Genomic DNA, 13,673 nt, shown 5'->3' on the forward strand with positions numbered 1-13,673 from the left:
CTGTTCATACATGAACATCATCAGCATGAGGGAATGATTCTACACAACAATAAAAGCTGTAGATAAACAAAAGCCCGGATGATTTCACCCGGGCCCAATTAACACTTAAACTATTCTGCTTTCTTCACACCAGTGACATCAACTTCTACCCGGCGATCCGGCTGCAAACAGGCAATCAGTGTTGCAGTTGCCTTATTGCCCACACAACTGGTGGTTTTAGGCTGACTTTCACCGGCACTTGCCACTTCCATCGCCACATTCACACCTTGGCTCATCAGATAATCCTTGACCGTGGTTGCCCGGGCTAGGCCCAGACGCTGGTTGTAGCTTTCCGAACCAAGACGGTCAGTATGACCAGTAATACGAATCTGTTCAATCCGTACATAACCATTACTGATGCGGCTCGCCAGTTCATCCAGCTGACGGCGTCCTTCAGGTAACAGATCCGCAACAGTGGAACGGTCGAACTTAAATAGGGCATCCGCAGACAGTTCCACACGCTCCATCTGTACAGGTGCTGGTGGAACCACAACTGGTGCAGGAGCCGCTTCTACCGGTGGACACCATTTATTATCAACATTCTGCAAGCTGGCACACGCTGTCAAACTAAGCAAAGCTGAAGCCACACATGTCATTATCAGTTTTTGTTTCATCACGATTTCCTTCTATTTCATGCTTGAATGATCATCCCCGGCATGGCATCTACCGGGAATGACCTGCTTCTGAATTACCAGCTGTGTTTCAGACCAATCGTGCCGGTGTAACCATTACGGTCTTCACCAGACAGCTCTTGCTGATAGCGTGCATCTGCATAAACATAGGCAGATGTGGCAATCGGCAACTGCATCCCTAAACCAAACTCACCCCAAGTACGGCTATAGTCTTCATTCAACTTGTCACGGCCAATATTGACATCGGTCGGTTCAATAAAGTCGCTCAGTACATTGGCAACTGCATAGAAAGTTTTGGTACGGTAGTCTGCAGTCGGTGCGTTATACGCCAAACGCGTACCGATACGGCCTCTCAGGCTGTGTTGATCATCCTGATCTACATGTGCACTGCCATCATTGAAGTCTTCCAGGCTAACAAACTGATAAGACAATTGAGCCTGTGGTTCAATCAGCCAGTGGCTGTTGCCCAATTTGTACGGACGACCTACCTCAGCGGATAAACCAGCACCCCAACCGTCCTGATCAGCATTATGACCATCACGAGCTTTATATTCGTTTTGCAAATAAGACACTTGACCAACTAAATCCAGATAGCTGCCATTTTTGTCGTAATAAGTCGAGTACAATCCTACACTTGCTGCATCGGTAGTGCCTTCACCGGTAAATTTATCTGCAACGATCTGTGCATTTTCGGCGCGGTATTGGTCAAAGAAGTCGATCTTGCTTTGGCCATAGCCCAGCATGAAACCAGTATGACGACGTGAACCGTTGTCCGGATTGTAGTTGACTGAAAAATCATAGCCCAGTTGCGCTACGAAGTTATCCATTTCCATATCCAGACGATTATCACCCGTTAACTCGGTATTGCCGCCACGTACTCGTGCCCATACCTGGTTGCCCTGAGTTTCCTGGCATTCACCACACTTGTCCCAAGCCCAGGTCTGCTGCTCACCGACACGATCATGCAAGGTGCCCAGCATGTCATAGCCCAGCAAGGTGTTGGCATATGGCATTTGGGTATAGCCCGATACTTCCGCTTTATAGATTGGAGTACCTTCTGCATTCAAGGCATTCAGTGTCCAGCTATATTCCGTCCCTAGTTCATTTGATATTAGTTGACCTTCACCAGCATTTGACGTTCCTGCCATTCCAGTAAATGTACCACCACCTGTTGGATCTGTAACAATGACCGTCGGAAGTTGAGTGATCTGATCTGCCGCAGTGACATCGCCTAAACCGTTAATCGCGGTCACATGGGTATTCCCTGTTGCAGTCCCATTAATCACAAGTTGATCTGATGCGCCTGTAGCCAGATTCACATCTACGATTAAATCTGAACCAGCAGCATAATTCCCTTCAACGGTTAACGTGTTGACAGGTGCTGCATCACCACGATGCAAGTCGATAGTACCAAAATTGTTCACATTCGCAGTTACTGTCGATGCAAGGGTGCCTGGTGCCAACGCGAGCGTACTACCCTCTTCAATATTCAATGTACCTGTTGTAGTTGGCGCGAGCATCATGATTGTTGGCACAGGCTCAGAATCACCTGATAAATTAAGATCACCACTCAAACTAAAGACTGCACCATTCTGCACATTAACGGTTTCCCATCCTACCAGTGCGACATTACCCGCTGCACCTGGCAAGATAGGCTTATCAGGATAAGTCACTTCGGCTGGCTCTTCGGCTGAAAAACCCGTCAAATCCACACCGATATTTAAGGTATCCGCTTGCGAACCACCGTCCAGATAGCTAAGTTCTGAAACATCAGTTCCTGCTTTCAGGCTCAGGGTATCTGAACCAGCTTCCATCCAGATATCACCGACTATTTTACCGCCAGTTGCAATCAGCGTATCGTCACCTGCTTTCAGATTAATACCACCGATTAGCGTACCACCTTGCTGATTAACCGTTTCGTCACCAGCGCCACCTAAAATGGCGTACATATCTGCCAACTCCCAATTCGCAGGATTTTCTGGTTCGTTAGGGAAAGGTAAATCACCTTCAACTGGGACATAATCTCTAAAAGCAGCCGTAATATTTGCAGTATTGGTAATTTCAGCAGCACCCGCGGTATTGACGCGAATACCATTACCAATAGCACTGATTATATTTCCAGATGTATTGACGACAATTTTGTTGGCATTCACAAACTCGGTGCCATCATCATTATGACCACCTGAGTGAGCATAGATTCCATCTTCATAGGCCAACAAATCACCTGAAGAATTTACTGTAACGGTTCCACCGCCAGAATGGGCATGAATCGCACGTCCACCATTGCTAATATCCTGCATGGCGGTTGAACTATTGGCATAAACCACTTCATTATTGATAGGCTCAAGCGTTGCAGCCACAATATTAGCAGCATTATTGACAATCACGTTACCACCACCGGAATGGGCATGAATGCCGGATTCAGCAGCTTGAATCGAGCTACCATCAGCGGTCGCGACAGTTACAACACTTTTATTTCCCGATGCTAATCCATCTTCGCCTTTATAGTTGCTAGTATGGGCATGAATACCACTTTCACCAGCAACAATTTGCGCAGTTGAAGCCAAATTCACTGTTACATCGCCTGCGCCAGCATGCGCATGAATACCGTTACCGCCAGAATTAATCGTGCCAGCCATCGCTACAGTGACATCACCGGCTTCACCTTCCGCAGCGATACCACCATCACCAGCACCAATGACTGCACCCGCATCCTGACTAATACTTACGGTTCCCAAGCCACCTGCAACTCCCTTAATTCCAGCACCGCCAGCCGCAATGGTACTCGTAGACAGCTGTGTGATAGAAATGGCTTGTGGCGTTTCAGGATAAATTCCTGTTGGTGATAGAGTATCGACATAAACACCATGACCACCACCGGCGGTCACTACAGCTACTTCGCGGGTATCCCCGGTAGGCTCCATGACCTGAAGATAAACAGGATCACCATTTTCATCAAATACAGGTTTGTCGTGTTCAATTAACTGGACATAGACAGGATTATTGAACTCATCAACAACCAATTCACCATTTCCATCGGTTTGCTGAACATAGAGAGGATTGCCGCTTCCATCCACAGCAGGGCCTAATACATTTCCGGTATACGTGGCACCAAACACACGATCTGGAGTATTGATATCTCCCGCAATGGTTACGTTCACATTACCGGTCTGGTTGGCTGCATAAATACCATGTGCAGTACCTGTAGCAGTCAAACTACTTTCAGCACCTAAATGAATTAAAGTATTGCCTGCATCGGCAGCTTGCCCGACAGTTCCAAATGTACCATTGCCAACAATCTGTACAACACCGGCAGGAACAGCGGCGAGCTCTAATTCACCATGCTTGCCTTTGGTGGTCTTGGCCATATCGGTGGCATTCTTATCCAAATAGGCCTGCTGTGCTTGCGTTAATGTACCGCTTCCATCTCCCAATAAATTGAAAGCAGTTGATGCATAGTTATTGGTAGCTTCCAGCGATGAATAATTAAACTGCGCGCCATTGGCCACGACAATGGTTGAATCTGGTTGAGGATCTGGCAAAATTTCAGGATAAGATCCAATTTCAGCATCAATCGGCCCTACAACAACAGGCGTTGTTGCAGAAGTCAGAGTAACGCTCGCATCACTTCCATCTACAATAATTTGTGAATAACTGGCTGCTGGTAAATCAACTGCAAAAGCTGCAGAGCTGCCTACGGTTCCCGCCACAGCAAGGCTGGTCGCCAAAATGGTTTTTGCTAAACGTCCCCGGCTGCGCTTGCCCTTTGCCTGTGCTAGCTCACTAACAGCCACCCATGTACCTAATGCTTCATTATATATACAACGATAAATCTTATTCATAATCTAGTCCTCTCAACAAAATGAGGTGGAAATTAGATGCCTTTGACCAGCATCCTTTTTTTCTTAAATTGAAACGTTTTATTTAAAAGTTAATGATTTCGTGAAAATACATTTAAAGATTACTAAAGTGTTTCCTTCACTTTTTATTCATAATGTTTACAATTTAGAGCTTTTCCAACAACACAAATATGGCTTTTTGTATCATTTTTAGAAAAAATCATCTAAGTCACCTAAATCGGAAACAATACTTTAATTTTTTGTAAAATGTATAAATTTCAACCATATACATTATCTCCGACTAAAGTTGCACAAAAAAGCCCATTGAATAAAAAATAATTATATTTATTTATATCAACAACTTAGTTAAAAAATAACTTTTTAAAGATGATTGGAACTGGTAAAAGCAATCATTATTATTTTTATCTTATATTTGTAATGCTGACATTTTATTCCATTGTAACTAGACCAAATCAAAAGCAGCTGAATATAGTTGAAATATAAAGTGGATTTTCAAACTACTCTTCAGCCAGACTATGAATTTATCAAATAAACTTAATGATATTATTCACCCTAGGTGGGAAATAATGGCAAATGTACGTCGCTGAGCGACCTGCACCGCTAACTCATCTTTAAAACTTATGGAAAATACTTACTGCAGAACCAGAGTGCTCAAGATCAAATACGATCAATATGAAAAATTGACCATATTGCAACAGATCATAAAACTTTTGAAATAAACTAAACCTGTTCAACCCGCATCAATTTTAAGTAAATAGTGCCTTGTCCATTGTTTCCAGACGGTTCACATCCATTGGCATTCCCAACAGAAAACCCTGCAATTGCTGACAGCCTAAACGGGTCAGGATGTCTGCCTGCAAAGGTGTTTCAACCCCTTCTGCAGTGACCACCAAACCCAGTTTTATGGCCAGCTGGATAATACTTGCCAGAATGATTTCATCTTTTGAGCCGACTGCCAGATCCCGGATAAATTCCCGGTCTATCTTCAACTCATCCACAGGCAGGTTCTTCAAATATAAAAAGCTGGAATGCCCGGTTCCAAAATCATCAATCGCCAGTTTAATTCCCATCTGACGTAAGCGCTCAAAACTCCGAATGGTAGAGTCCACGTGATGCATAGCTGTCGATTCTGTAATTTCGATGGCTAAATGATTAGGATTAATCTGATATTGAGCAAATAATTTTTCTAGTGTTGTAAACAGATGTTTATGTTCAAATTGTACGGCGGATAAATTCACTGCGACTGGAAAATAGTTGGAATCGGTCTGTTCCCAGATTTGAATTTGCTTACAGGCTTGCTCGAGTGCCCAATAGCCCATTTGAATAATCAACCCGGTTTTTTCAGCCCCCGCGATAAACATGTTTGGCGTCAACATTCCCAAGCTTGGATGATTCCAGCGGATCAGGGCTTCTACGCCGCAAATGGCATAATCCCCAGTGGTAAATTTGGGCTGATAAAACAGAACAAATTGTTGTTCTTCAACTGCTTTATATAAATCATTAATCAGCTTGGTCTGACTTTTGGTCTCCTGCTGATCAGCACTGTAACTAAACAGCGAATAGGTATTTCTCCCTTGATATTTCGACGTCAACATGGCTGCATCCGCATTAATCAGTAGATCCTGCAAATTATTACCATGATCGGGATACAGGGCGATGCCAATGCTGCTGGAAATATTGATCTCTTTACCGGCAATCAAAAAGCTGTCCTGGATTTGTTCCAATAACTGCTCGGCCTTTTCAACTGCATGTTCGAGGGTAGCCTGTTCCAGCACCATCAAAAACTCATCTCCCCCTAGACGAAGCAGTTTTTCGTTTGGTTTCAGATTCTGCTGAATGCGGGTCGCCAATTGCACCAGCAACTGATCACCGATATGATGCCCAAATACATCATTGACCGCTTTAAAACGATCTAAGTCGATATAGAGAAAGGCAATTTTATCATCCCTGTAACGATGATCGGTAAATAAAAAATGTGAATATTCCGCCAGGAATAAACGATTGGGCAACTTAGTTAAATTGTCCTGCACAGCCTGATTGGCCAGTTCACGATTGGCTTTAGAAAGCTGTATATTTCGGATTTCCAGTCTTTGTTCCAGCACAGCAACACAAAATGCAGCGAGAAAAATTAAACTGGTGACTAAAATCACACTTAATAAAATTAATCCCTGGCCAGTTTGATAAGGTGCAATCTGTTGATCTGCAGAAACTTCATAAAAAGCGATTGCCCACATACCGACATAGTGCATCGCGACAATGGTTAGCGCCATCATCAATACCAGAAAAATCTTGATCATCAGCTTTTGCTGTACTGCATTTTTATATTTAAAAATAAGCCAGAACGTTAAACCTGAACCTGCAATTGCAATTAAAACAGAAAAAATTGTCAGCAAAGGATCATAATAAATCCGATGCTGATTGATGATCAGCGCCATCATGCCAGTATAGTGCATTCCGGCACTACCTATTCCCATCAGTACCGCACCTAAAACAAGCCGGCCAAAGGGTAAGGTTTCTCGTGTAGTCAACCAAATGGCAAAAGTAGATGCAATGAACGCAATAATATAGGAAACAAAAGTAAGACTATAATCAAAAGAGTAATCTGCTGGTAAATGACAAGCGAGCACACCAGCAAAGTGCATACACCAAATTGCAGCTCCAAGCATCAGACCACTGATGATGAGAAGCATTTTTTCATATTTCTGACGCAGGCCACGGAATAATAATTGTTCGAATGAAACAGTAAAATAACAGACCAAAATAGTAACAACTATCGAAGCAATCACCAGACTAAAATCATAATGTATATGAACCATATTCAGTTCCGTATAAGGTATCTTTCTTGTTTTAATCCACGTGATTGATACTTTTCATACAAGCAAGAAAATTTTTATCTTTAAAGAGTGGTTATAAAAACAATCAATTAAAACAAGAATCTAATACTATTCCATTTTGGTCAAGTGATAATTGCTCTATTCTTTTTTATTTCTAATGTATTCATTTTACAATAGAAACATAGTTCAACATTTTTATCATTATCCTCACACCGTTCATATTTTTAAAATCATTTTAAAACTAATGCCTCTGTTTGCTCATGCATCAATAAAAAGCCAGTCAGATCAACTAACTGGCTTTTTCGGAAAATTTAAATGAAAAATACCAAATTACAGCGCCTACTGGCCAGCAGCCTTAGTGGATTGTAATTTTGCATAATCTAATAAAATATTGGCAGACTCCATAACAAAGCTTTCTTCTTCGGGTAAAGCAGGTCGTTGTGTTGCTTTCATTTTCGCACGCGACTCGATTAAAGCATCCATTGAGGCTTGATAACTTTCCCAATTAGCATAAGGCTTTTGCCCCGTCAGGCTGCGGCGCTGATTTTCCGCCTCTAAAGTTTTCTGCTCAAGTGCGTTCAGCTCGGCTTTGCGCTGATCAATATCCAGCACTACACGCTTTTGCTCATCGGTTTTTTTCGCAATCGCTTTACGTTGCTCCAGATATTTAAATTGCGGATCAACACTTACACGCTGTTGTGACATTTGTGCCAGATTTTGCACATAAGGTTGTACCGAACCTTCACGCTTAAATGGTGCAGTTGGAATGGTATCCCATTTCAAGGCATTCTTCGCCTTACGCTCGCCAAACTCTTCATTGTAGATATCAACCAGCTTGATATCAGGTACTACCCCTTTATTTTGGGTACTTCCACCCGTAACACGATAGAACTTACGCTGGGTCAAGGTTGCCTGACCATAGGCCAAAGTATCCAGTTGAACCTGGGCCGTACCTTTACCTGTGGTGGTACTGCCAATCACGATACCACGCTCATAATCCTGAATAGCAGCAGAATAAATTTCACTGGCCGATGCTGAAGCCAGATTAACCATGACCGCCAGTGGACCGGCATAGGTTTGTGCACCACCGTCATCGTCCTCAAATACGCTGACATTGCCATTACCGTCGCGAATTTGCACCACTGGACCAGATTTGATGACTTGTCCCAGCATACGTGCAACTTCTTCCAGCGAGCCGCCCGGGTTATTACGCAAATCGATAATAATCCCTTCTACATTCTTGGCTGCCAGGCTTTTTAAAGCATTGTTGGTGTCTTCAGAAACCGAACGATAATCCGCACCTGCACGGCGCGCACGATAATTCAAATAAAATGACGGAATTTCAATTACACCAAAGGTATGGTTTTTGCCATCCCGTTTGATCTCAACTGTACGTGAACGAACACCCGCATCTTCTTCCTGAATGACATCACGCACCAGGCTGACTGTACGTGCCTGCCCCATTGATGCACCCGCACCCAACAAACGTAGACTCACCTTGGTTCCACGCTTGCCACGGATCAGGCCGACCACTTCATTACTAGCCCAACCGATCACATCGACCATTTTATCGCCGTCTTGTGCTACACCAATAATACGGTCTCCCGGTTTAATCTGACCTGATTTGCTGGCCGGACCACCTTCAACAATCGTTTCAATCTTGGTGTAATCTTCATTACCGCGTTCAGGACGAATCGAAACCCCGATCCCCTCTAGCTGCAAGGTGGTTTGACGGTTCAATTCCATCGCATCAACCGGCGGGAAATAATTGCTATGCGGATCATAGGTCAGCATCATCGCATTCAACGTCTTGTCGAGAACATCATCACTTTTAACACGGGTAATGCGTTCAAGTTGACGGGTATAACGCTTGGTCAAGGTTTGAACTGGAGTTAAATCTTCAGGGCTAGCCAGATCCTGACCATTGGCCAGTGTCGGATCATCTTTTAAGGCTTTTTGCTTCGCAGACTCTTCTTCTTTACTAATGTTTAAGTTGATGAGTTGCGATACCAGCATTTTTTGCCAATGTGCGCGCTGCTCTGCTGCGGACTTGAAATAAGGCGCTTTTTCGCGATCAGTATCAATATAGACATTGGTTTGTTTCAGGTTTTGCGGCTTTTTCAATTCCGCCAACATGAACTCATAAAACTGTTTCAAGCGGTCACGATATTGGGCATGAATCAAGTAAGGGCCTGATAAATCGCCTGCTTTTAATGCTGCACCAAAATTTGCACCATACTTTTTCTTATATTGTTCAACTTCAGATGCCAAAAATAATGAATGGTCTGCATCCAGACTATCTAGATAAAAGTCAAGAATACGATTGGAAGTCGCCGCGTCTAAACGCTGATTTAAATAATGCTGACGGTCAACCAAAGTCGCCAATTGGCGTGATACAAGGGCTTGTTCCTGCGTTGGCTGAATGCTTTGAGAAACTGCAATGGTATTGTTTGCAGCAATTGCCTCATTTACTACATGAGTAAAGAAAAACCCTCCAGTCGCAATTGCAACTGCACAAGCTAATGATTGAAGTTTCATAAATAATTCGTACTTCCTTGGTCTTTGACCAATATTACAACGTCGTTTTTCGACATGAACGCAGTATATTCAAAATCTTAAACAACTTAATATGTGTATGTCGTGTAGTTTTATCATATTCTGTACTGTCAAAATGTAGCAAATCATTGCAGAATTCGGGTATTGTTTTTCTTTATAAAATTCCAACACGGACACCGATATGATTGGCGCATTGATGCTAGACATCGCTGGCACAGAACTTACTCAAGAAGATATTGAACTATTACAGGCACCGCAAGTAGGCGGCATGATTTTATTTTCACGAAATATACAATCACCTGAGCAGGTTCGTGCTTTAACCGATCATATGCGTCATATCAGACCCGATATTTTAATTGCCGTCGATCAGGAAGGCGGTCGGGTGCAGCGTTTAAAACAGGGCTTTACCTTGCTGCCTGCCATGGGTCGCTTAGGCGAACTTTATCTGACTGAACCTGAACGTGCTGTGGAATTGGCTGAACAATGTGGCTGGCTGATGGCCACCGAAGTGCTTGCTGTTGGGATTGATTTCAGTTTTGCCCCGGTACTGGATTTGAATGATGTCAGTGATGTGATTGGTGATCGCGGTTTTGCCAAAAATATTGATGATATTGTTCCCCTTGCCCGTGCTTTCATCAAGGGTATGAAACGTGCGGGCATGGCCAATACCGGTAAACATTTCCCGGGCCATGGTTCGGTTAAGGCCGATTCACATATAGCCGCACCAGTAGATTCACGTTCCTATGAAGAAATCTATCATAAGGACATGCAAACCTTCATTCAGCTGATGCCGCAACTGGATGCCTTGATGCCCGCACATGTGATTTATGACCAGGTTGATCCGAATCCTGCTGGTTTCTCACCCTACTGGATTCAAAATATTTTGCGTCAGCAACTCAACTTTGATGGCGTGCTGTTCTCCGATGACTTAACCATGCAGGCAGCCTGTGTTGCCGGTGGTGCCGATGCCCGTATTCAGGCTGCACTCAAAGCTGGTTGTGATATGGGTCTGGTCTGTAATGACCGCTCAGCAGCATGTACGGCATTAGAAGGGATTCGTGATTTGCCTTTACCGAATCAAACACGTCTGGAGCGTATGCGTGGTAAAATTCCAGAGATTAGTGTTGGGCAAGCGCTGGACTTGGGAGCAGAATGGCAAAAAGTTCGCGATAGCATCGAAAACTTTAAAAAATCATTGAATTAATACGACAAAAGGAACACGACAAGGTGTTCCTTTTTCTTTATGATAAACAAAAATAAAAGTATGCTTAATTCAGCTCATTTTGCTTTGCATCAAAACTAAAAATAAGCAAAACGGGCAACGTAAGATAATCGACCAATAAACAACCAAAGTTAAAAACTAAAAAAAAGATAAGGTCAGGATGACATGACACAACAACTTTCAGAACATCGACATATTTCATTTACTGCCCATTACACTGGTTACATCTGGTATACCATGGGCATTTCTCATCCAGTTTTTGCAACCTCTAAAGGGAAAATGCTCGCCAAGCTGGTTCACCCTTTAGAAAGCTGGGCTGAAAAATTTGTTGGCGGCAGTATGCGTACCACCTTAAAACAACGTCACCGCATGATTGATCAGCATCTGACCCAATTGATTGAGCAGCATCCAGATTTACAGGTGCTTGAAATTGCCAGCGGGCTTTCTCCGCGTGGCTGGAATTTCCGGCAGAAATTTCCTGATATTGATTATCGTGAACTGGATTTACCCGATATGGCAAAAATCAAAACCCAGGCTTTAAAACAGATTGATACCCATAGTCCAGAGGTTTTATCGGTAGACTTATTCACTGCAGATTTTGAACAGGCTTTTCATGTATTTGATCCCAAGCGCCCCTTGGTGGTGATTAGTGAAGGTCTGATCAACTATTTTAACAAAGACATGTTATTACAACTGCTGCAAGCCATTAGACATTACGGTCAGAATTTCAAAGAACTGCATTACCTTACCGACATCTATCCAGAACCGGTGAAAAATAAACTAGCCAATTTTATTTGGGCCAGCAGTAAATTGCTGAAATGGATGTCCAAGAGTGCGTTTAGTTTCCATTTTATTAATCCCCAGCAAGCCCAGGAATTTTTCCAGCAAGCCGGTTTTGAACAGGTCAGTATTGTACAGCCACAGCAGTACTTTCAAAATTCAGCTGTGCCCCTCACCTCTAACGAGGAGCATCTAGGTGATCTGGTCTGGATGATTCATGCAAGCAAAAAAAACAGCGTTATATAACGCTGTTTTTATTTGGGATGGATCACAAATTAACTGACCGATTCTAAAACCGTCATCACTTCTTTTTGTCGTTGCACATAACGCAATAAACGTTCCGCCACATCAAAACTACCATGCTTGAATAAAGCCCGAACTCGGGTTGGATAAACTTCAAAAATTAAGCACTCAATTTTAAATCGACCTTCTTCATCTTCCAGATGCAAGGCCAAATCACGTGGATATTGTGCAGCTTTTTCTGCCGCGCCTTGAGTAAACTCAAGTAAAACGCCAAAAAAGTTTAAATCAACAATATGGGTAGGTAACTGCAAATCTGAATGGCGATGCGTTAATACAGTCATCGGTTTTTGTACCGCAATACGTTCTTCACCACGGCGCTCCAAAGTCAATAACTGAGCACGTGTCATCGGGATAATCCCTTCTACAGTCTGGATAGATTGCCCCTGCAAGAAGGTTGCAAACAGGCTCATGGTTTCTTTACGGCGCTGTAATTGCGGTACATGGTCGGCATTTGCAATCATTGCAAATTCCATATCTGGACATTGCAAAGCAAAATTGGCATTTTCATGCGGCAAGGTAAAACTGTCATATTGCCCACATGCAACCAGTACTTTACATTGCGGAATAGGGACATCGGTTAAACGCAATAAACGGCTACAGTTAATTTCATAGCGGTCTTGCTCGGTTGCAGTAAATTCAGCCATCTGTTTAAAGAATAAACGTTTCGCTGTCGGTGACATGCGGGTTTGGTCGATTTTGGCATGATTGACCAGATACAAAATCACCGCCTGACCGAATTCATCCATGCGCTGTTCATTCATTAAATGCAAGGATTCTTCCAGCAACATACGCCAGCTTTTACGCGTTTTTTGCATCACGCCCATCAGAATCATGCGATCGACCAGTTCCGGACGTTGCACGGCAAAACTTGAAGCCACAACAGAACCGAGCGACATGCCCATCACTGAAACTTTAGATAAGTTTTCAATATCGACCCACTCACCCAACATTCGAGCCAAATCAGGTAATTCCAGTGTGCCTGCAGAAATGCCGGTATCGCGATTGGTAATTTGCTGATTGGCACCCATGGAAGGCAGATCAATTAAAATGATCGGGCCTGCACTGAGCAATTGCTCCACACAATATTTATAAGAATTAAAATTTTGAAAAGCCCCCCCAATAATAACGATTGGAGTGTTATGGATGGTTTCTGGCTGAGCAATAGCCATATATTCAATTTTCCAGCCATTAATCCAGGTGGTACGTGCTGGTTCTTTAAAACTGTTCCTATGGTAAAGATCAAAAAAACCAGAATTTGAGTTTGATTCTTCTACTTCCGAGTCCATTTGGATCATGGAATTCATATCCCTTCCTCCATTCTTGCCTTATTGTTATTTTGCAAGAAAATAAATATAGAATTTCTGCGTCATGCTGCATCCATTCTTCGCTGTAATTATCAGACTTCACTGTCCTTATCATTTCATAATATACAGAGGAGGTTAGCTCA

The 13,673-nt window shown here is 43.1% G+C and carries 7 protein-coding genes and 1 pseudogene; 2 read left to right on the top strand and 6 right to left on the bottom strand.

Features of this window, described 5'->3' with window-relative positions; all coding sequences use genetic code 11:
• Positions 1-110: 110 nt before the first annotated feature.
• The 5 genes and pseudogenes from FTT83_RS01900 to FTT83_RS01915 form a co-directional block, all read right to left on the bottom strand.
• Positions 111-653, bottom strand: coding sequence for an OmpA family protein (locus FTT83_RS01900; RefSeq protein WP_086197481.1), 543 nt, complete (start codon positions 651-653; stop codon positions 111-113).
• Positions 654-727: 74 nt separating this feature from the next.
• Positions 728-4,513, bottom strand: coding sequence for an autotransporter outer membrane beta-barrel domain-containing protein (locus FTT83_RS01905; RefSeq protein ID WP_180080891.1), 3,786 nt, complete (start codon positions 4,511-4,513; stop codon positions 728-730).
• A 574-nt stretch (positions 4,514-5,087) separates the two neighbouring features.
• Positions 5,088-5,153: pseudogene (locus FTT83_RS16290) on the bottom strand (hypothetical protein); the annotation flags it as partial.
• A 124-nt stretch (positions 5,154-5,277) separates the two neighbouring features.
• Positions 5,278-7,347: a bifunctional diguanylate cyclase/phosphodiesterase gene (locus FTT83_RS01910; protein ID WP_086197483.1), complete on the bottom strand. Its 2,070-nt coding sequence runs from the start codon at positions 7,345-7,347 to the stop codon at positions 5,278-5,280.
• A gap of 357 nt (positions 7,348-7,704) precedes the next feature.
• Positions 7,705-9,903 carry a carboxy terminal-processing peptidase gene (locus FTT83_RS01915; protein WP_180080889.1) on the bottom strand — a complete coding sequence of 733 codons (2,199 nt, stop codon included), beginning with the start codon at positions 9,901-9,903 and terminating at the stop codon, positions 7,705-7,707.
• Between the two features lie 199 nt (positions 9,904-10,102).
• On the opposite strand from FTT83_RS01915, the gene nagZ reads away from it, so the two are divergent.
• Positions 10,103-11,125 (top strand): beta-N-acetylhexosaminidase, encoded by a 1,023-nt coding sequence (nagZ, locus tag FTT83_RS01920; protein ID WP_180080887.1) that lies wholly within the window; start codon positions 10,103-10,105, stop codon positions 11,123-11,125.
• A gap of 183 nt (positions 11,126-11,308) precedes the next feature.
• The gene (locus FTT83_RS01925) at positions 11,309-12,169 is read left to right on the top strand and encodes a class I SAM-dependent methyltransferase (RefSeq protein ID WP_180176172.1); all 861 of its coding nucleotides are present in this window, start codon (positions 11,309-11,311) and stop codon (positions 12,167-12,169) included.
• Between the two features lie 29 nt (positions 12,170-12,198).
• On the opposite strand, the gene FTT83_RS01930 is transcribed toward FTT83_RS01925, so the two are convergent.
• Entirely contained in the window at positions 12,199-13,530 is a 1,332-nt protein-coding gene (locus FTT83_RS01930) for an alpha/beta fold hydrolase (RefSeq protein ID WP_180176171.1), read from the bottom strand.
• Positions 13,531-13,673: the final 143 nt, after the last annotated feature.

This window comes from Acinetobacter sp. YH01018 (genome assembly GCF_013420295.1).
GTDB lineage: Bacteria > Pseudomonadota > Gammaproteobacteria > Pseudomonadales > Moraxellaceae > Acinetobacter.